At 33.1% G+C, this 20854-nt stretch carries 18 protein-coding genes; 2 read left to right on the top strand and 16 right to left on the bottom strand.

From position 1 onward, the window contains the following. Positions 1-53: 53 nt before the first annotated feature. From B7R65_RS14240 to B7R65_RS14220, 5 genes are all read right to left on the bottom strand, one after another. On the bottom strand, positions 54-1112 hold the full coding sequence (locus B7R65_RS14240; protein WP_088043463.1) for a zinc-dependent alcohol dehydrogenase: 1059 nt from the start codon (positions 1110-1112) through the stop codon (positions 54-56). Positions 1113-1146: 34 nt separating this feature from the next. Next, positions 1147-2001: a carbohydrate ABC transporter permease gene (locus B7R65_RS14235; protein WP_088043462.1), complete on the bottom strand. Its 855-nt coding sequence runs from the start codon at positions 1999-2001 to the stop codon at positions 1147-1149. Then, entirely contained in the window at positions 1985-2869 is an 885-nt protein-coding gene (locus B7R65_RS14230; RefSeq protein ID WP_088043461.1) for a carbohydrate ABC transporter permease, read from the bottom strand. The genes B7R65_RS14235 and B7R65_RS14230 overlap by 17 nt, the downstream gene beginning before the upstream one ends. Before the next feature lie 173 nt (positions 2870-3042). Beyond that, on the bottom strand, positions 3043-4332 hold the full coding sequence (locus B7R65_RS14225; protein ID WP_088043460.1) for an ABC transporter substrate-binding protein: 1290 nt from the start codon (positions 4330-4332) through the stop codon (positions 3043-3045). Positions 4333-4344: 12 nt separating this feature from the next. Further along, entirely contained in the window at positions 4345-6027 is a 1683-nt protein-coding gene (locus B7R65_RS14220; RefSeq protein WP_088043459.1) for an alpha-amylase family glycosyl hydrolase, read from the bottom strand. A gap of 520 nt (positions 6028-6547) precedes the next feature. Between B7R65_RS14220 and B7R65_RS14215 the strand changes: the two genes are divergently transcribed. Continuing rightward, a complete protein-coding gene (locus B7R65_RS14215) occupies positions 6548-7573 on the top strand; it encodes a LacI family DNA-binding transcriptional regulator (protein ID WP_088043458.1) in 1026 nt (341 codons plus the stop codon). A 53-nt stretch (positions 7574-7626) separates the two neighbouring features. On the opposite strand, the gene B7R65_RS14210 is transcribed toward B7R65_RS14215, so the two are convergent. Further along, positions 7627-8238, bottom strand: coding sequence for a hypothetical protein (locus B7R65_RS14210; RefSeq protein WP_088043457.1), 612 nt, complete (start codon positions 8236-8238; stop codon positions 7627-7629). A gap of 88 nt (positions 8239-8326) precedes the next feature. On the opposite strand from B7R65_RS14210, the gene B7R65_RS14205 reads away from it, so the two are divergent. Continuing rightward, on the top strand, positions 8327-9217 hold the full coding sequence (locus tag B7R65_RS14205; protein WP_142288257.1) for a hypothetical protein: 891 nt from the start codon (positions 8327-8329) through the stop codon (positions 9215-9217). A gap of 281 nt (positions 9218-9498) precedes the next feature. Here the strand turns inward: B7R65_RS14205 and B7R65_RS14200 are convergent, their stop codons facing one another. The 10 genes from B7R65_RS14200 to B7R65_RS14155 all read right to left on the bottom strand — a co-directional run bounded on the left by B7R65_RS14200 (position 9499) and on the right by B7R65_RS14155 (position 20352). Continuing rightward, the gene (locus B7R65_RS14200) at positions 9499-10200 is read right to left on the bottom strand and encodes a DUF4386 domain-containing protein (RefSeq protein ID WP_088043455.1); all 702 of its coding nucleotides are present in this window, start codon (positions 10198-10200) and stop codon (positions 9499-9501) included. Positions 10201-10255: 55 nt separating this feature from the next. Further along, a complete protein-coding gene (locus B7R65_RS14195) occupies positions 10256-10480 on the bottom strand; it encodes a helix-turn-helix transcriptional regulator (protein WP_088043454.1) in 225 nt (74 codons plus the stop codon). Between the two features lies 1 nt (position 10481). After that, positions 10482-10778: a hypothetical protein gene (locus B7R65_RS14190; RefSeq protein WP_256941323.1), complete on the bottom strand. Its 297-nt coding sequence runs from the start codon at positions 10776-10778 to the stop codon at positions 10482-10484. A 504-nt stretch (positions 10779-11282) separates the two neighbouring features. Next, entirely contained in the window at positions 11283-11681 is a 399-nt protein-coding gene (locus B7R65_RS14185) for a VOC family protein (RefSeq protein WP_256941322.1), read from the bottom strand. 223 nt (positions 11682-11904) lie between these two features. After that, positions 11905-13005 (bottom strand): threonine aldolase family protein, encoded by a 1101-nt coding sequence (locus B7R65_RS14180; RefSeq protein ID WP_088043452.1) that lies wholly within the window; start codon positions 13003-13005, stop codon positions 11905-11907. Positions 13006-13352: 347 nt separating this feature from the next. Then, positions 13353-13958 carry a methyltransferase domain-containing protein gene (locus B7R65_RS14175; protein ID WP_088043451.1) on the bottom strand — a complete coding sequence of 202 codons (606 nt, stop codon included), beginning with the start codon at positions 13956-13958 and terminating at the stop codon, positions 13353-13355. Between the two features lie 124 nt (positions 13959-14082). After that, positions 14083-15147, bottom strand: a complete 1065-nt coding sequence (locus B7R65_RS14170; protein WP_088043450.1) for a DUF871 domain-containing protein — start codon at positions 15145-15147, stop codon at positions 14083-14085. A 237-nt stretch (positions 15148-15384) separates the two neighbouring features. Beyond that, positions 15385-16752 carry a PTS transporter subunit EIIC gene (locus B7R65_RS14165; protein WP_088043449.1) on the bottom strand — a complete coding sequence of 456 codons (1368 nt, stop codon included), beginning with the start codon at positions 16750-16752 and terminating at the stop codon, positions 15385-15387. Between the two features lie 43 nt (positions 16753-16795). Next, a complete protein-coding gene (gene murQ, locus B7R65_RS14160; protein WP_088043448.1) occupies positions 16796-17680 on the bottom strand; it encodes an N-acetylmuramic acid 6-phosphate etherase in 885 nt (294 codons plus the stop codon). 290 nt (positions 17681-17970) lie between these two features. Next, the gene (locus B7R65_RS14155) at positions 17971-20352 is read right to left on the bottom strand and encodes an immune inhibitor A domain-containing protein (protein WP_088043447.1); all 2382 of its coding nucleotides are present in this window, start codon (positions 20350-20352) and stop codon (positions 17971-17973) included. Positions 20353-20854: the final 502 nt, after the last annotated feature.

The following is a 20854-nucleotide window of genomic DNA, read 5'->3' as shown; positions in this document are numbered from 1 at the left end:
TTTTAGATGTTTTGTAAACTCTTTTGCAGATTTATAGATCAACATTACATGACTTACTTATTAAATGTAATACCCATTTTAATACTCAATTCCGGGCGTTGATCAACATATTCCATATATGATTCAGCACACTCGCTAAATGGGACAACTGGCTCAATTAAATCTTCACAATTTAAATAACCATTCATTAATAGTTCCCAACAAGTATTTTCAATTCGTTTACGTGACCAACGTGGGTAATCTGGATTTGGTTCACTACTTCCACGAGAAAATACAATTTTCGCATTATTAAAATGTGCTTCGCGGCCAAGATTAAAGCCTTCAGGGAAAGGTTTAGCAAAAGCAACATAAGAAATTGTTCCTCCGTATGCAATACCTCTAAGAGCTGCCTGTAAAGCACCAGAATTTCCACTTGTCTCGATAATTGAATCTGCACCTAATTTATCAGTAAGTTTTTTAATTTCATAACCTAAATCACATGATGTTGGATCGAAGCAATAGTCTGCACCATTTTTTAGAGCGATATCGCATCTATGATTTATTGGGTCTACACCAATTACGATGCTTGCACCTGCTCTTTTCGCTAATTGAATCGCAATTTGTCCAATTGCACCTAGTCCAACTACAACAACATAATCCCCTGCACGAACATTTGCATCTCGAACTCCGCTCATTGCAAATTGTGCTGGATCGTAATAAACTGCATCTTTCCAAGAAGAACCAGGTGGCATTTTTCGAAGCTTGTAATTATCTACTGCATTTACAATAACGGTTTCCATAATTGGTCCATACGTACACACTTTTTCACCTAATTTATACTCAGTAACTTCATCTCCAATTTCAGAAATACTGCCAACAACCATGTTTCCAAGTTGGAATTCACCAAATACAATACCTCGTGCAGCTCCTTCTTCTCGAGGCATAAACATTTTCCACTCTTCGTTGAATTCTTCATCTATAAATGGACTAAGTCCTCTAAAATCTACAACCTCCGTACCATGCTTAGGTGATGCAAACTCAACTTTTATTTTCACTTCATTTGGTTGAACTGGGCGATCCTGATATTCAACTAATGCTGCAACTCTTGGTTCGACTGCTACTAATTTTTTCATTATTATTTCATCCCCTCAGAAAATTTGTGGCGAATTATCCTTTAACTCCGCCTTCTGTTAAGTTTCCTTTAATAAAATGCTCTGATAATGCATACATTCCGACAACTGGTAATGCAGTAACTAATGAAGCTGCCATCATACGACCCCATACATAATCTGGTGTGCTAAATAATGTATTTAAACCAATTGGTAATGTGAAATTCTCTGAACTTGATAAGAAAATTGATGCAAATAAATAGTCATTCCATGCAATCATGAATGCATATACAAAAACGGACACGATACCTGAAATTGACAGTGGAATAATAATATATAAAATGATTTTGATTCGACTTAATCCATCGATCATCGCTGCTTCTTCAAGATCATCCGGAATTGTATCGAAGTAACTCTTTAACATAAAAATTGCGGTTGGGAGAGTTTGAACAATCATCGTGATAATTAGTGCCAACCTAGTGTCGTATAAGTTAAGACCTGAAATAATTTTAAATAAAGGTACTACTAATAAAATCCCTGAGAACATATAAACAGTATAAAAACTCGCATTGATCGTAACTCTTCCTTTAAATTTCAATTTAGAAAGAGCGTATGCACCTAAAATTCCAAGAGCAACAGACAATGATGCTGCAATTAATGCGACAATTAAACTATTTTTAAAGTAGTTTAAATACGGGAAAATAGTTGGATTAAAAATATCTATATAATGCTGAAATGTCCACTCATGTGGCAGTATTGATGGACTAGTAGAAATAGCCTCTTTTGAACTCTTTAATGACGTCATCAACATGATAAAGAATGGAAATAACATAAATCCTAGAAGTAAAATTAAAACAACATAAAAACCAGTTTTCTTTAGTATCTTGTTTTTTCTGCTACTTGCTGCTGCCATTTAAGTTCACCCTCTTTCTAGAAATGATAATGACAATAAATAGGATAATAAATAAGATTACTGAAATTGAAGATGCTTTCCCTAAATCATTGAAAGCAAATGCAGTTTGATATAAGTAAATTCCAAGTATATTTACTTTATTTGTTAATAAGTAAACGTCTGTAAACATATAGAACATCCAAATAAATCGTAAAGTAACTACTGTTAATAACACCGGCATAATTGCTGGTAGTGTAACAACTTTAAACTTTTGCCATAAAGTCGCTCCATCAATATCAGCTGCTTCAAATAATGTCTTATCAATCGTTTGTAAAATTGCTAAAAACGAAATAAAGGCATATGGGAAGTACTTCCAAATTGCAAAAATGACGACCACAATAAAACTACTTACAGGATTATCAAACCAAAGTGGAGCTTCTTTAAAAATATGCAGTACATCTGTTCCTAAGTAATTTACAATTCCATATGAATTATTGAACATATATTTCCAAGCAAAAACTAATGAAATGGATGGAGTTACATAAGATAGGATAATTAATGAACGAGCTGTTTTACGAAACCTAAACGGACGATTAAAGAATAGCGCAATAGCTAATCCAAGAACTGTACTTCCTGTCACAGTTAATAATGTATAAAGGATTGTAATACCTAGTGATTTATAAAACTCTACATCTTTAATAATGTCTGAATAATGTTTTAAACCTACAAACTCAGCTGGTAATCTCGGATTAATCGGCTGATCAAAGAAACTAATTTTTATATTAGATAACATTGGATAGGCAACTAATAGAATAAGTAACAACATGCTTGGTAAAAGCAGTGCTAACGCCAACTTTATATCTGATTTTTTTTTAGCAATCGTTTTCATAGTACCTCCTCAAAGCACAATCTATCATGTTATTTGCTAGACAAGTTATAAAAGAAAAGTTGTTTAAAAAGCAACAAAGCTTGCTTTTCAAGCGTTCGTTCTTCTTAAACAACTTTTGTAACTCAGAATTTCTTTATCAAATGTATTCTATCTACACAAATGAAAATCTTAAATTATTTTAGAACACCTTCTAGTTTTGCTTTTGCTTCTTTCACAGCAGCATCTACACTTTTTCCGCCAACTGTAATGTCATTTATTAATTTGGCAACCGCGCCTGAACTAGTGATATCTCCACTTTTCAAGAAATTCTTGTTATCAACTAAACCAAATACTTGAACATCATTAAATGCACTCGCAATTTCAGTCGAAAGCTCACCGAAAGAATTCACTACTTTATTATCTTTATATTCTTTACTTTCTGTTACATCTTTATTTACTGGTTGAGAACCACCTGGTGACATTAAAACTAATTTCGTATTGTTTTCAGGTTTTACCATAAATTCTAAAAATTTCTCTGCAGCTGCTTTTTGATCATCATCTAATCCAGAAGAAATCGTATAAGCAGATACTGTTCCATATACAGCTTTTGCTTTTTCTGTCGGAATGGCAAATCCAATGTTATCTGTTGTGCCTTCTTCATAAACTGAAGGTAAAATATATGTTGAGTAAATAGCCATTGGTGTTGAACCGTTCATGAAAGCATCTTTCACTTCAGTTACATCATTTGAACCCGGCATTGTGTAACCAGATAATTCTTTATAGTAATTTAATGCTTGCTTCATTTCAGGTGTATCTAAAGTTAATTTTCCGTCACTATTTAAGATGTTTGCATTGTTCGATAGAGCAAACTGAGAAAATGCTTGTTCTGAAAATCCACCTTCAACTGTTGGTATAGCGATACCATACTTCTTACTTCCTTTATCAGTGAAAGCTTTAGCAATCTTTAAAGTGTCATCCCAATTTTTCGGTTCTGTAAAACCTTTATCAGCAAGCATTTTTTTGTTATACCAAATTCCTTGTACCCAACCACTGATTGGAACTCCAGTATAGTCTTTGCCATCTTCTGTTTTTAAAAGTTTTAACGCGCCTTCGTAATACTTATCTTCACCAACTTTTGAAATGATGTTTTTAACAGCATCTTTATCAACTAATTGATCTTTATCCATTACTTTTGCGTAATCTTGTCCAACTTCGATTACAGCAGGTAGTTTACCCGAACTTGCTAATGTCACAACTTTCGTATTATAAGCATCTTCTTCAACTGGTACTTGTTTTACTTTTATATTTGGATTTGCTTTTTCAAATTTTGATATTAAGTCAGTAATGACTGCTAGTCTCTCTTGTTCAACAGAAGAATGCATGAACTCAATCGTTACTTTTCCATTCTCCTTTTTACCGCCACTACAAGCTGCTAATCCAACAGCTAACATTAAAACTAAGAACATACTTAAGGCTTTTTTCATTTTATTTTCCTCCTAGTTCGTTGGTTTTAACCAAAGGAATTGATACGGATTTAAAGATATTCCTTCTTTAAATTCTTCAACTGCTCCAGTAATAATATTGATAAACTTTCCAAATAAATTCACTTGAACTTCATCATTTGATAAATTATGAAGTACGACTAAACTCTCACTATCTTTCACTCGTTTTAACGCAAATATTTTATCTCCCAATTCAAGCACTTCCATTTTTGCATTTGGATGGAATAACGCTTCCTCTTTACGCACTCGAATAATATTTGTTAACTCCTTGAAGACTTTATGTCTCAGTGTTTCCTGATTATTTAATTCTTTCTCTATTTCTTCAAGAATATATTTTTGGCGGTTAATAGACCGATTCATTCCAGTTCGTTCGACACCTTTATAGTCATTTCTAGAGCCTAGCATGCTTTGAATATAGATTGCAGGGACACCTGGGAATGTTAGTAAAATGGAATGTGCTAAGACGAATCTTTTTACACGTAAATCATCACTATATGATTGTTTATTTAATGCATCTAAGTAAGTTACATTTATCTCATATGGGCTTTCACTGCCATCTGAATTTTTTTTATAATTTACAAGTGCACCTTCTTCTTTTAAATCATTAACAAGTGATAAGATCTCTTCTTCAGGAATAATTCCTCGAATAGGATTTAAGCCAATTCCATCATGAGAAGCAAGGAAGTTGAAGAACGTTGAGTCTTGTCCAGCTCCATCAAGTTGTTTAGCCCAATTTGTTAAATAATTCCCATTTTCATTATGAAGAGAGTATAGAACTAAAGGTGGAAGTGGAAATTGATAAACCATATGAGCTTCATCACTTCCGCTGCCGAAATAAGAAATATTATCTAAATGGGGTACATTTGTTTCTGTAATCATTACAGTACCTTTAGCAGCTTCATCTAACAAATCACGGAACAATTTAACGATCTCATGTGTCTTTTCAAGATGAATACAAGAAGTACCAACTTCTTTCCACATATAGCCTACTGCATCAAGTCTTACATATTCCGCTCCTTGCTCTAGATAAAACAGTAAGACATCAATCATATCCAATAACACTTGTGGATTTTTAAAATTTAAATCAATTTGATCATCACTAAAAGTAGTCCAAATATATTTTTCTTCGCCATTTGCTAATTTGAATTTTGATAATAAAGGAAGTGCTCTTGGTCTTGTTACAGAACTTAAATCAATTGAAGGATCCATCTCGGTAAAGTAGTTACTATATTCTGGATTGCCTTTTAAGTATTCTTGAAACCATTCACTTTTAGCAGAGATATGATTACAAACATAATCAAACATTATTCTTGCTGATTTCGATAAGTTTTCTACATTTGTCCAATCTCCTATGATTGGGTTCACTTTTTTATAATCAATAACTGAAAATCCGTCATCCGAAGAATAAGGATAAAAAGGTAAAATATGAACGATTTCAAATTTATTTGCTAAATATCCGTCAAACATTTTTTTAAATGTATCTAAAGTGGGAATACCTTCTTCACTAAATTGATCGCCATACGTTATTAAAACAACGTCAGATTCATCCCAATTTTGTTTTCTTTCTCTTAGATTTTTAGCTTTTGCTTCATTTAGCCTTTTTACGATTGCATCATAAATTGTTTCAATATTTTCATTCTCATAAATAAACGCTAATCTTTGTTTTATTTTATCCATATTACCCCTCCTTGTGGTATCGCTCCCACAGAGTTGTGAAATACTTATGGTACCGCTCCCATAACCAAATACTATTATAGAAAGCGCTTACTGTCAATTTTAAACTTACAACATTTTTCACATATTTTTATAATTAACATTTTACTTTTATAATATAACTTTTTAATTATTTGAAATAAATTGCGAATTTTTTTTATTGCTACTTTTATTATTTGTTCATATAATGAGTCCTAGTTACATAGTGACATCCATTCAATCAATTCATTAGTTTAACAGTCTGGTCACTTGCCGATATTAATATTATTAGGATACAATCGCTCGTAAAACGGTTATGTAATTATATTTCCGCTCCTTAGGAAAGCACAAAAACAATATTTTATTAATATATCTTTTTATTTTAATTTTACAGTCCTACTTTTAATATAAGTAATGTGAAAATTATTCTTTTTTCGATGTTGTAAGCGTTTAATTGTAGAATTAATTTATTAATTTGAAAAAATAAACAATAAGGAGAATACAAATGGGCCCAACTATATATGATATTGCTCGAGTAGCAAATGTTTCTAAGTCCACTGTATCTCGAGTGCTAAATAATAAAAGTAATATTTCAGAAGAAAGTCGTTTGCGAGTATTGAAAGCGATAGATGAATTAAATTACCAACCAAGTAAATTAGCTCGCGCACTTACTTCATCGGGGTTCGATGCCATTATGGTTATGTCTCGTTCAACAAAAACAACAGCTGGCAATACTTTTTTCTCTGAGATTATATACTCTATTTCTACGAGAGCAGAGGAAGAAAATTTTGATTTAATTATGCAAACTTCCAAAAATAGTCATGATGAGCTGGAAAAGTGTATAGCAAAAATTCGCGGTAAAATGATTAAAGGTATATTAATGCTAAGCTCACCGGCAAATGAGGAATTCTTTAAAGAATTAGACAAATACGATATTCCAATCGTTGTAATTGGTAAATTAGAAGGAAAATTTAAAAACATATACTCTGTTGATACGGATAATTTTAATGATAGCTATCAATTGGTACAGCACCTTATTAATAACGGTCATCGTAAAATAGCATGTTTACACTCATCTCTGGATTACCATGTTTCGATTGATCGGCTAGAGGGATATAAACAATGCTTACTAGATAATGGCATTCCACTTCGTTCTGACTGGATTATTGATAGTGGCTATACGATGGAAAGAGCTTATGAAGCATCAGAAGAACTATTACAGTCGAATGATCTACCAACAGCCGTTTTCGCAATTGATGACTTAAAAATAATTGGTTTGTATAATACTGCGGTTAAATTAGGAATATCTATTCCAAATGATATGTCAATTGTCGGTTATAATAACGGCGTATTTTCACCATTACTATCTCCTCCATTAACAGGCATTGAAGTACCAATTATTAAACTAGGTGAAGTTGCTACAAATCTATTATTTTCACAAATAAAGAAAGAAATTGAACTACCTGAACGTATAATCGTACCGACTAAAATGACTAAAAAAAAATCTGTCATACCAATACAAGGCAAGTAAATTATATTCCATAAAAAAAAGATGCGATTTTAGTTGATCGCATCTTTCTTATTTTATCGAAGTCCATTATTAAATGCTTTTTCTGCTGCTTTTAGTAGGGAAAACATCCTGAAAAATACATAAAGTACTATGAATGCAATTACGACAAATACAAAAAATGCACCAGTACCATCCATACTGAATTTGACTTCATCCTGCCCCATTAGTAAAGAACTAACTAGAAGTACAACGCATGAAACAGTTTCGAAAATAAATGTAATTCGAAATACCTCTTTTGATTTTTCAACAAGATGAATGTCATTAATTTGATTTGCTTCGACTTCAATACCTTTACATAGGTTATAAATACTATAGATTAATAAGGAAGTAACCGTTAATACAAAAACAAAGGTAAATAGTTTTCCTTGTATAGTGTGAAAATCATTTATTACATTATTTAATACTGTTGAATGTTTAATAATAGTATCCAAAATTGCAAGTACAATTAATATTTTACTAGCATCTTTTGCCTTTAAAAAGTATTCACTACCGAGTCTATTCATTATACTAGCGACACCATAATAAAATAAGATATAGCCTATAAAATCTGGCAATACATTTAAATTGTTTAGATTAAAATCAAAATAAATAAAAATAAATGCAAAGATAATTGTTGTAAATCCCATAAATCCTCCTTCATTAATAAAATATCGAATTTTCCGAATATAATAGGTAATATTATACTATATCTAATCTATGAGAGTAGGGATGCTTTTGAAATCTCATAAAAATATCATAACAATGTATATTTCATTAACTGGTCTATTTATTCTCTTTCTCTTATCTTCATACTTTGACCAAATTCATCAATCTAGCATACTTACAAATCCTAGAAACTTTACTATGAAAGTAGTAACTCCAAAGATCAGTAAAGATAAGGATTTATTAAATAATCTGGAAAATTTAAGTTTTTCAAAGTTTACTATTTCCAATATGTCCGATGACGAAATTCAATATTACGGAAAGCTAAAAGGCAAGGTTGTCGATAATATAACAATCTACAAAAAAATTACAAAACAAAATGAAAAAAATCTTTCAAAAAAAGATTATCAAGATTATTTGCAGAAATATTCAAGCTTTCATCTTTCAACTCTTAAACTAGAGCGTATTCAATTAAAGCTTATTTATGAAGGGAAAGGAAAATTCATCTTTCTAACTGAGCATCATTTTGATTATAGTCCCTCCGACCTTAATCCAATGCACATCGAACTGCAGTATCGTGATCAATATATTGTCTTAAATAAAAGTGCAAAACAAGTTTATTGGACTGCATCTAGCTTTCATTCATCAAGAGTAAAACAAGGAAAAATAGTGTATCGAAGTGATCATTCCTTTCCTCCAACAAATAATGAAGAGCCTTTTGGTTATTTTCAATCGAATATAAATAGTTCTTTTTACTATGTTGATTGGCACAAACCTAATCTATTTCAAGATATTGTCGGAGCCTATTTTTACACAATTTCTGAATTTGAAGTTCAAGGAAACCCTAATCGAACTGATGTCTTCATTCAAGGAGGCAACCCTACCCTTTCAGAGCAGCTTATGTATGATGTTGAGGAAAAGCAAAAAATAAATAGAAACGGCACTCCTGATGTAGTTCGATAGAGACGTTTTTTACCGATTAAATTAAACTTAATAATCCGCCTATTTTAAATAGTAAAAATGGCTATTTTAAAGTTAAGTATGCGATATTTGCATTAAAATTTCTAATCGAATTCGTTCAATACAATCCAATAATATGAGTCGCCTAAGCAACTCATATTATCGGTGTCACATGCATTATTTGAATAAGCAAAAAATGTTCAATTTCTTATGATTTATAAAAAATCACTATAATTCTCTCATTTATGTCCTTCTTATTTATTAGTCTACTAATCTCTTGTCATTTACTTTTTTACGGACATGGAAATTATTGCGGATTCATTGAATCCTTTAACGATGAGCCATAATGCCAATATTATTTCATTAGCTGCTACTGGTAGCGCCATAATAGCCCCCAAAGCAGAAACTTGTTGAATGACATCGAACATGACTAATAAAGCGTAAATAAAAACAATTGCTGCTCCTGTCATACCCAAGCTTGATATAAATCTTGGTACTAGCTTAGATTTATAAAATATATAACTGTACATCATCGTATTTATACCCAACATGAAAAGGGGACCAAGCATGAATGTCCAGTCATGTATTGCTTTTAATATTATACCGGATGTTTGAAAAGATGCGATTTCCGGGGCACCTGTTGCTACAAACTCCCGGCTTAAAGTCAACAGCGACAGAACACTTATTATACCAATTGTAATGATGATCGCCTCAAGAAATCTGAAGCAAACATGCCAAAGAGCTATCGTTTCATTATATCTTCTTAAAATTGGAAACATTGTGGTTGCAGTACCTACAGCTGAAACGACAAGAATTAACTCCATAAGTGCTCCTAGTATCACCTGGTTGGAGTGTTCTGCCCCTTTAATCATGTAATCGGGACCTTCAAGGATGGGATTGTATAAATTAAGGCCAATTATCGCTGTAACGGTTGCAAGTATAAACAATACTCCCACAATTTTTGCAGTTTTTTTGTTTGTATTCATTTTTTATCTCCACCTTTTTATAAATTTATAAACGGTAAAGCAAAAAAACATGTTCTTATAGTTGCGTGTTGTCCCCATAAAAGAAAACCTCTTCTAGTGATAAGTTAAAGCCGCGAGAAATGCGAAATGCCAGTTCTAGAGATGGGGAGTAGTTCCCCTTTTCAAGAGCCACAATGGTTTGTCTTGTTACCCCTACCTTGTCAGCCAATTGCTGCTGGGTCATTTCATTATGGTTGAAGCGCAATTTACGAATGTGATTGCCGACAAGATTTTTGCCCATTTTAGACTCCTCTCCTATAGTGATAAAGTTTCGTAACGGAGCCCGTCACATCGGAAATGAATCCAGAAGTGATCAAGATAATGAACATTACCTGTGACGGCTGATAGATGATCAGTGATCCCATTGCAAGAAGAAAGCCAACGATAAACACAAAAAAAGAATTTCGGTTCGCCTTTAAGTCAATTAATTTATCTAGTTCATCTGCAAATTTCGGTTCCTTTTCTCTTGTCGTAATTCTAAAGACGATGTTAAAAATAATGCTAATAATGATGTGCGAAACGATTGATACCAAAGTCAAGATTAGGACAAATGAACCCCAGTAGTGAAAGGTTTCGGTCGAATCCAGACCCCCTTTAGGGTACTGAGGGTACATGTACAAGCAATAAGATACGAAAATGAGTATAGCGCTGATCAACGATACGATGCTTTTCTTTTCTTGATAAGTCATGATTTACACCCCCTGTATGTTCACTTTTACATCATGTAAAGAATTATATGCACGATGTAAACAAAAGTTTACATAAAGTCAAATTTAAATTACACATAATTGGACGAACTCCTCATTTTAGTGCAATACACCGGCCTTCGTTGAGACGCAATTGGATTAGCTGCAACCAATTTTCTGAACTGTAAAGTATCGCAGAAAACAGACCAAAACTGATATCATACAGTCTTGGTCTGTTTTAACTAAATTCTTTTAAATAGAAAACTGTATAGGACTTTTTTTCACTTTACACTAATTAAGAAATAATAAAACACGTGCAGTCATCTACTGCACGTGTTTTGATTTAAAAACTTATAATTATTTTTGCCCAAGGCTTAACTGCCAAGATACTCCGAATTTATCATTTACCCAACCAAACTTATCACTAAATGGATATGCATCTAATCCCATTAACACTTGTCCATCTTTACTTAATTCTGCAAATGCGTGATCAATTTCTTCTACTGATTCACAATTTACATAAAGAGATACAGAAGGTGTAAACGTAAAATTATGTTTCACATTACTATCAATGCACATAAACTGTTGACCATTTAAAGTGAATGTAGCATGCAACACCTTGCCTTCAGTTCCTCCCATATTTGCTTCATATCGTTTAATATTGACTACCTCTGAATCTTTAAATAATGAAATATAATAATTCATTGCTTCCTCTGCTTGGCCTTCAAACATTAAAAACGTTGTAATTTTTTGCAAATAAATCAATCTCCCTACTATTTTTGATTTTGGTTATTTTCGTAAACTTTATTGCTATAAAACATGGAAATATATCATTCTACTCAGGATGTTCACTTTTTAATGGAGCGCGAACTATCAACCTCCTTGACGTAAATGCGTCTAAGGTGCCTCACCTATCCCGAATTAAAATTTAATATTATGAGCTGATTTTATTAATTGTTTATGTATGTCTAATATTAATTCAATCGTTTACTACTTCTTGCATTTTGGCATCAATAAGTTTGAACATTTTTTTTACTTCTTCCTTTGGAATGCTTGAATATTGGTCTCCGATACTTATTTCGCTGTAACATGTACCCTCGTTAAGTTCCCTCAAATTGCCAGTGAATCCTATTTTAGTTTCATTATACACATCGATTAGGAGAGATTTCACTTTCTCTAGAGGTGCATTAAAATGAACATGGAACATATTTGAAACTGGCTTTAATGGTATCGTAGTAATTGCATGACAATCATTTACATATTCAGCTAGTTCAATTGCTTCTTCAAAATATTGTTGCATTTTATTAATTCTTTTATCGAAATAATAGTCCGCACTAATAACATAAGGATATAGACTTATTAAATCCCCACCATGACGTCTTTTCCATATAACTGATTCCACGGTAAAATCTTTGTCCCCAGCAAGAATTGCACCTGCAACTCCACCAATTCCTTTGTAAAACGAAACATAAACACTATCGAATAGACTACATAATTCAGTAGCTGTCTTTTTATAATAAGGCAGAATTTCAAAAAGTCTCGCACCGTCTAAATGTAATTTTATCCCTTTTTCATGACAATACTCAGAAATTAATTCAAGTGTTTCATAATCAGGAAGCTGACCACCTATTTCACGTTGAGGTAATTCAAGCAACAAGCAAGAAATATCTTCTCTCATTGCAATCACATCTTCCAACTCAATTATGCGGTTTTTATCTGCCAATAAAATAGGTTCGATTTGATGAAGTTCTTTTAAACCATCTTCTTCATGGATTTCTAAATGACATAATGGATGATAAGCTACCTTTTTAATTCCTTTTTTATCGCACCATATTCTTAATGCAATTTGCTGTGCCATTGTACCACTTGGAAAAAATACCGCTGATTCTTTACCTAAATATTCAGCCATTTTTCCTTGAAATTCATTAATGAAATTACCTTGTCCGTAAATATCGCTTTCCTGATGCCCCTCAATTTCATTCAATGATTCTTTTAATATTTCAATATCTCTTACTCCGTGTCCTGCTATTTGATACTTCGTTTGTTTAAACGCTTCTATAAATGGATTTTTCACGTTCAAATTACCCCCCCTAGTGTTATCAACAAGTTGATCAATGTCCACTATACAATTTCTGCATCTAATGCATTAATTCCTTGCCAAATGAGTTTATTTTAGTCTTTTAGTAAACTTTGTTACTATAAAACATGTAGTTTTGTAGATTACTGCTCCAGGCTGCTCTGTTGAGTGAGTTCTTAGCGTTTTAAGTGAGTCTCACTTATCCCGAAACTCCCACTGGAGTTGAGCACCTAACTCTTCAATCAACTTCTTCTATGTATCCATTGTCTTCTTTACATCTTTCTGACTATAAAAACAATCATTTAATAGAAGCCTTTATTTAAATACAACTATATAAATTATCAGATCCATTAATCTAAAAGACGATAAATCAAAAATCGCTCATTCATATTTTGTTTATAAGCTGGAAGTACAATTTCTTCTTTCAATACAAATGCAGTTTGATTCTCTAAAAAATAAATATAATCATCTGAAATATAGTAAAGGATAATCTCTATTTCTCTAGGTGACTTTTCTACTGAAATCATTATACTGTTAACAATATTCATAAAAATTTGGATTGAAAATGGATTAAAAAAATAAAAGCGATTGTCTCTAGGATTAACTTGATACTCTTCAGCCAAACAACAATAAAAGTGAATTTTATCATTTTCTTTCTTATTTCGCTTTATATAATTTTTTTTATTTTCAATGGCTTCTTTATAAAAAGTTTCATTCATTTCAATTCCTATAACCGTTGAATTAAATAAGTAATTTATATAAAAATTTAACCTGCCTTTTCCACAACCATAATCAACAACACGATCAGTTGATTTTAATTCGTATTGGTTAAATAAAACCTCGAGAGCTGAATAAGGTGTAGGCTCGTAACGATGATAATGATATGATTTATTAAAACCTATCTGTTCCCCTTCTGTTTTAATATTTAGTAGTTCATCATAATTCTTTTCTTTCATTCATTCACGACCAATCAGTGACAAATATTTTATTTAATTTTATCATAGCCATATTGCGAAATTAGAACATATCACTGGATTGTCTATTTTTGTCATAAAATTAGTATAAAAATAAGCATGTTATTTAAACACGCTTAAGCCTAAACTTTCTACCTGCACTAATTTTATCCAACATTTTCAAATCTTCTTCAATGATTCTCCCAATGACATTTACCTTCTCATCTGTAGGCAAATCAGTTAGTGTAATTTGCATTTCTCCTGCATATCTTCCATACAACTCATTATCAATTGTAATCGATCCTTTAAATCGATCTATTGTATTTAATGGACGAATCAACGTATCTCCAAAACTTCCATTTAGCCTAGATTCCATCGAACGAATGACATCTCTTGCAGGGTCCTCTCGATTTGTATGAAACTGTTCAACAATATTTAGAAGGTCTTCATCGTGGATCATAGGTTTATATTGTAAAGAAATATAATCAATCGTGTTTGACAGATTCTTCATTGTATCCTCAGTTAAGCTAACGTCACCAACAAGAACCTTATCAACAAAGCATTCATCTGTTAATTCAAGATATGCCTGAATTGGATTACTATCACGATGTTTCTCTAAAGTTGGTAATCCTCTATATATTGGTCCACGTTTCTCATTATCTCCAGCAATAAATGCCATTGTTGATATGCCATTCTGCTTTAACCATTTATTTTTTTCGATGATATAGCTCTTTGCCAAACCTGTCTCCGGTCGGGGATAAAAATTATGCCATGCTTCTACATTTTCACTACATAATCCATTTGCAACTAATGTTTGCAAGAATGTCGGAGTAAGGGTACTAGCATTTAATGCAATTTTCATCTTTTGAGAAAGCTCAGCTATTTGTATTTCGCTTATCCCATAATCAATCCGAAGGCCAGACACCCCCCATTTAAGAAGTTCAGTAATGTTTGTATAATCTAAACCTAAGTAGGAAAGTGATTTTGTAGAGATATCAGCCATCAGTTCCATTTCATTTTCTTTCGCATGTTGTCCAAGTAATTGGAGTAGTTCTTTATACGTAGAGGGATCATCCTCAGGAATATGAAGAGAAGTAAAAATGGACTGAAAGCCGTTTGCTTTTGCTAATTCGATGAATTGTTTATTTTTAAGTTTATTTTCTTGAGATAAATAAATTGAAATACCAAGCATAGTCTCTCTCCTTATAAAGAAAAGGAGGTTTACTTAAACCTCCTTCAGACTGTTGACAAACGCTCGCTTTCTTCGTTGCTTCGCCTTCTTGCCGTGCTCATTACCGTCAATGGTAAATCCACTCCTCATCCTAGCATCGCGTCTCGAAAGACAAACGTTTTCAATCAGTCTGAATATCAGATTTTTGGGACTTTATCCACATACCAAAAGGAGGTTACTTAAACCTCCTTTTTTGTGTTAAATATTTTCTGCCATTTCTTCTTTAAAGCCGAATAAGTAAGTGAAAATGAATCCAAAAGTGTATGCAATTAATAAGCCGATAATGTAAAGAATATACTTATTATTCGCAATTAATGGTACTAATGATAATCCAGATACTCCAATTCCAACTGAAGCCGTTTTCATCATTGCTTGGAATGCTCCACCTACCGCAGCACCTAAGCAAGCTGTAATAAATGGTCTACCTAATGGTAATGTTACCCCATAAAGTAGTGGTTCACCAATTCCTAAAAATCCAACAGGTAGCGCCCCTTTTATAACATTTCTTAAGTTTTTATTTTTTGTTTTTACAAAGATGGCAATAGCAGCACCTACTTGACCAGCACCAGCCATAGCTAAGATTGGAAGAATTGGAGTAACACCCATCGTGTTAATAAACTCCATGTGAATTGGTGTCAAACCATGATGTAATCCAACCATAACTAATGGTAAGAAAGTTCCAGCTAATACCGCTCCAGCAAGTGGACCACCGATATCTAAAATTGCGTTAATACCATTTGTAATACCATCTGACAATAATCCAGCGACAGGCTGAATAGCATAAAGTGTTAAAAGACTTACGATTAAAACTGTAATTAAAGGAGTAACGATAATATCAATTGCATTTGGAACAACTTTTCGAACGCGTTTTTCAATAACAGTCATTAACCAAGCCGCAAACATAACTGCAAATAGTCCACCTCGGCCAGGGATTAACGCTTCACCAAAAATTTTAATATCAACTAAAGCCGGGTTTATAATTAAAATACCAGCAATTGCACCAAGTACCGGAGTACCACCGAATTCTTTTGCAGTATTTAAACCTACTAAAATACCTAAATAAGCAAAAATCCCTCCTCCAATTAATAGGAGAATCTGTAACCATGCTTGAGTCGGATCAGCACCAGCATTTTTAGCAAAGTTTGCGATCCCGTTGATGATACCAGATGCAATCAAACCAGGAATTAGTGGAATAAAAATACTTCCGATTTTACGTAATAAGTTTTTTATTGGTGTGTTATTTTTCTTTTTAATTTCTGCTTTCTTTTGATCAGCTAAGCCATCAAAGTTATTATCTTCTGCAACTTCCCCAATTTTCAAACCTGTTTCTTTACTCATTTCGTCTGCAACCTTGTTAACAGTCCCCGGTCCGACAACAATTTGTAATGTATCATCTTCAATGACACCCATTACACCTGATACCTTTTTTAATACTGGGATGTTTACTTTACGATCATCTTTTAAAGAAAGTCTTAATCTCGTCATACAATGAGCAATACTTTTAATATTTTCAATTCCACCTATTTGCTCGGCAATATCTTTAGCAAGGCGTTGTTCATTTTTCATATGTTCCCCTCCGATATATTTTTTTTATGTTAGAAAATTTTTCTTATAATGTTTTTCGGACAAACCCTTCTGCTTCTTTTAGTTTCACAAGTGCTTCATCATAAGTACACTGAACTAAAATCATAACAATCGCAGCTTTTACATTCTTACTCGCTTGTTCGAAGTATTTCGAAGCCGTATCATAATCCACATCAGTTGCTTCCATAATAATACGTTTCGAGCGTTCAATAAGCTTTATGTTTGTTGATTGCATATCGACCATAAGATTTTTATATACTTTTCCGATTCCAATCATCGATGCTGTCGAAATCATATTTAAGACTAATTTTTGCGAAGTTCCAGCTTTTAATCGCGTTGATCCTGTTAATATTTCTGGTCCAGCAACAACTTCAATACTAACCTCAGCATAATTACTTATTTCTGCATCACGATTACAAGCAACGCTACCTGTGCTAGCACCTACTTCTTTTGCATACTTTAGCCCACCAATTACATATGGTGTTCTTCCACTAGCTGCAATTCCAATCACAATATCGTTTGCATTCAGTGCGATTTGTTTTAAATCTTGAACAGCAAAGTCTTCACGATCTTCAGCACCCTCTACCGCAACCGTAAACGCTTCCAATCCACCTGCAATTAAACCTTGAACCATTTCTTTATCCGTTCCAAAAGTTGGAGGACATTCCACTGCATCAAGAATACCTAAACGACCGCTTGTACCTGCTCCGATATAGATTAATCTTCCTCCTTTTTTAAAGGATTCGACCACATTAGAAACAAGTTTTTCAATGTTATTTATTTCACTTCCTACAGCCTTTGGTACATTATAGTCTTCTTCATTCATCGCAGTAAGAATCTGATTTATAGTCATTTCATCTAGATTAGATGTTTTTGTATTCCTGGACTCTGTTGATAAATTCTCTAGCATTAAATCACCTTCCATAAAACTGAAATTTTATTTCACACTTTCATTCTAATGAATTGAAATTAAATGTCAATATTATAATATTTATTTATGAAATTTCATTTCAATATAGACCGAATTTTTTTCACATTTTAATCACTTTATAATTCAGGTTTTACTTGTTATACGTTGCAAATCCAATATATTTTGTAAACTTTCCTTGTCTTACCCAACACCTTATTTTTCCAATAAAAAAACAAAATAAAGAAAGGCAACAAAAAGTTGCCTTCCTATTTTTTCACATAATGAAATAATTATTTGTAAACGACAATTGATCCAACTGACTTGTCAGTTGATTGACCATTCACTCGTACTTTTAAGCCAAAATGTCCAATATTACGTCCTGCATCTGGTAAGAAAGAATTGTTATAATCTTTTTTATCATCAAATAGAGAAATACCAGCTTGACTAGGCGAAGTTAATGACATATCTGGGTAATTAAGGTTATAACCAGATGTAGGATTTAAACCAAATGCAGCATCTGCTACATGATAACGACTTGATGCTTCAGCTCCAATGTTCCACATTAAATTTGTATCATCATGAGCATCTACAACACCAAGGAAACCGTCACCAGGATGAATACCAGTCCAGTTTTCTGTAAAGCTATCATCAACATACCAAACTACTAAGCCTCCATCATAGCTCATTAAAGAATTTCCACGTTGAATGTGAGCAAGTCCTTGATCTGCACCTTTATGATTACGCCATTCTAATAAATAGTAATGATTTGAATATTTGTTTCCATCAAATTTTGCAAATCCTTTTAATGTAAATGGTGATGTTGAATTTTCTGCACCATCATCCACTAAAGTATTGCCATCCGCAACTACTTTAATATTATCTGCAAAGAAACCAACATTTGAAGTTCCCCAATCAGTTGCTGAACGTAAACGCAGCTGAATTTTTTGACCTTTATAAGCTGATAAATCAAAAGATTGTGCTTCCCATCCATTTGATTTGCCAGTGAAACCAGGCATTGAATCTAAGATTGTTGGATATCCCTCAGCAACTACATCACTTCTTGTATGGGTGTTACTTAATGATTTCCAAGTTGCTCCATTGTCAGTTGAAACTTGTACAAACGCAAAATCCCATTGTTCTTCCATGTCATACCAAGCATCAAAAGTTAATGCTGCTGAAGCTTTTCCTGTTAGATCTACATTTGTTACCATGCTATTATCCATTTCGTCTGCTTGTCCACCCCAATATTCATAAGTGCCAGCAGCAGGTTTATTAATAGATGTTACCTTTTTCGGTAAATTTACTTGGATAGCTTGGTTGTTTTGACCATTTGGAGAGTTTGCTTGATCTAACAAGAACTGAGTTCCTTTAGTTGATACATCTTCCCAATTTAGAACTGTTGGATTTGTCCAATTTCCACCTAAAGTTGTTTGGAAATAAGATTTTGCCCATGGAGAGAATCCAGTTGGTTCTGTTCCAGGGATTTTACCAGCCCAAGATCCAGCTGACATGATAGACCAATACTCAACTGCTTCACCAGCACCAGAATAAATTGTATCGTACTCATCTGGTAAACCTAAATCATGACCGTATTCATGAGCGAATACACCAGTTGCACCGTCTTCTGCCATCATTGTGTAGTCATAGAATCCAGGTTTACCTTTTCCAAGTCCATCTGGATCAAAGAATTTAGCAGAACGATGTGACCAAATTGCATTATCTCCAAGTGTTCCACCGCCAGCATCTTGTCCCATACCTGAGTGAATAATTTGAAGATGATCAACTAAACCATCTGGCTCCCAGAAGTTTCCATCTCCATCTAAATCATGCGGATCCTCTAAATCATAATCTTGTAAAGGAATTCCAGCAGCTAATGCAGCATTATAAGTATCAACTACTAACTGTTTTGATCCACCTGGTGTTACATTATCATGTCCAGTTGCAGAATCTGTTCCATAATAAGCTGCTGTACCTGGTACTTTTAACCAGCCATATGCCTTACCATCAATTGTATAAGTTCCACCTGACTGTTGTTCATAGTATTGCTTTTGAGAAAGAAAGGTTTCCCCGTTTGGACCTTTCACACCATTTTTACCAAAAATCATCTCTTCATAATGAGCTGTATTATAATCAGGATAATAATTATCTGTATCATTTTTTGTAAGATTATTATGAGCAAAATCAGAATACTCTACCATGATTGTTAAGAGTTTTCCTTGTTTCTTAACACCAGGTGAAGGAGATTCTTGAACTGGATCAGGAGTGCCTTTTAAGTGACCATTTTTCTTACCATTTCCGTGCAATAATCCATTATTAAACTTCTTAAATTCACTGTGCTTTGTAGATTCAGCTTTTTTTACTTTCGTAGCAAGTGGATCTTTTTCTGTAATTGTATCTGGTTTCCCTTTTAACTCTAAATAACTTTGTAAAGCAGCTTGTTTTTCTGATTGAGTAGCTTTTGCAGGAATTACACCACGTTTAACCAATGAATCTAGTAATTTTTCATCGTTTACTAGTGATAAGTCTAAAGTACTATGTGAACTAGTAGCTTTAGCAATCTCATTATGTACACGGCTTAAACCAGAAGTGCTTGCTTGATTAAGCGGCAATCCAGAGAATAGCGCACCAGCCACGACTACCGAGGTGAAACTAGACAAAATGAATTTGTTCACTAAAAAAAACCCCCTTAAAATTTAAAGATACATTTCAATAATATTCTAAAAATTAAAATAATTATAGAGGGCTTTATACACAAAATGTCGACAAATACTATTAAAATTAGATAAAAAAATCATTACTTTTTTATTAGAAAATAAAAAACCGACTCAAATAATTTGAGATCGGCATGTTTTGAATCTATCTTAAATGTATAGTTTTATTGTGGATTTCCGCTTTTCTTCCTGTCCAGCTTTATGAATTAGCGCTTCGGTAAAATTCTATTAACCTTTGGAGTGGAAAATCACCACCCCTTCAGGTTAATAGAGATTTTCCTCTCAGAGCTGAACCAATTCATTCCGCTTTTCTTCCTGTCCAGCTTTATGAATTAGCGCTTCGGTAAAATTCTATTAACCTTTGGAGTGGAAAATCACCACCCCTTCAGGTTAATAGAGATTTTCCTCTCAGAGCTGAACCAATTCATTCCGCTTTTCTTCCTGTCTAGCTCCGGCTCCTATT

The sequence above is a fragment of the Bacillus sp. EAC genome, from assembly GCF_002156875.1.
Taxonomy (GTDB): domain Bacteria; phylum Bacillota; class Bacilli; order Bacillales; family Bacillaceae_G; genus Gottfriedia.
This window is presented reverse-complemented; position numbering and strand designations above follow the sequence as displayed.

Bases quoted from the DNA above. Each gene is read 5' to 3' on its own strand.
- B7R65_RS14240 (WP_088043463.1), bottom strand. From the start codon at position 1,112: ATGAAAAAATTAGTAGCAGTCGAACCAAGAGTTGCAGCATTAGTTGAA.
- B7R65_RS14235 (WP_088043462.1), bottom strand. From the start codon at position 2,001: ATGGCAGCAGCAAGTAGCAGAAAAAACAAGATACTAAAGAAAACTGGT.
- B7R65_RS14230 (WP_088043461.1), bottom strand. From the start codon at position 2,869: ATGAAAACGATTGCTAAAAAAAAATCAGATATAAAGTTGGCGTTAGCA.
- B7R65_RS14225 (WP_088043460.1), bottom strand. From the start codon at position 4,332: ATGAAAAAAGCCTTAAGTATGTTCTTAGTTTTAATGTTAGCTGTTGGA.
- B7R65_RS14220 (WP_088043459.1), bottom strand. From the start codon at position 6,027: ATGGATAAAATAAAACAAAGATTAGCGTTTATTTATGAGAATGAAAAT.
- B7R65_RS14215 (WP_088043458.1), top strand. From the start codon at position 6,548: ATGGGCCCAACTATATATGATATTGCTCGAGTAGCAAATGTTTCTAAG.
- B7R65_RS14210 (WP_088043457.1), bottom strand. From the start codon at position 8,238: ATGGGATTTACAACAATTATCTTTGCATTTATTTTTATTTATTTTGAT.
- B7R65_RS14200 (WP_088043455.1), bottom strand. From the start codon at position 10,200: ATGAATACAAACAAAAAAACTGCAAAAATTGTGGGAGTATTGTTTATA.
- B7R65_RS14195 (WP_088043454.1), bottom strand. From the start codon at position 10,480: ATGGGCAAAAATCTTGTCGGCAATCACATTCGTAAATTGCGCTTCAAC.
- B7R65_RS14175 (WP_088043451.1), bottom strand. From the start codon at position 13,958: ATGAAAGAAAAGAATTATGATGAACTACTAAATATTAAAACAGAAGGG.
- B7R65_RS14170 (WP_088043450.1), bottom strand. From the start codon at position 15,147: ATGCTTGGTATTTCAATTTATTTATCTCAAGAAAATAAACTTAAAAAT.
- B7R65_RS14165 (WP_088043449.1), bottom strand. From the start codon at position 16,752: ATGAAAAATGAACAACGCCTTGCTAAAGATATTGCCGAGCAAATAGGT.
- murQ (WP_088043448.1), bottom strand. From the start codon at position 17,680: ATGCTAGAGAATTTATCAACAGAGTCCAGGAATACAAAAACATCTAAT.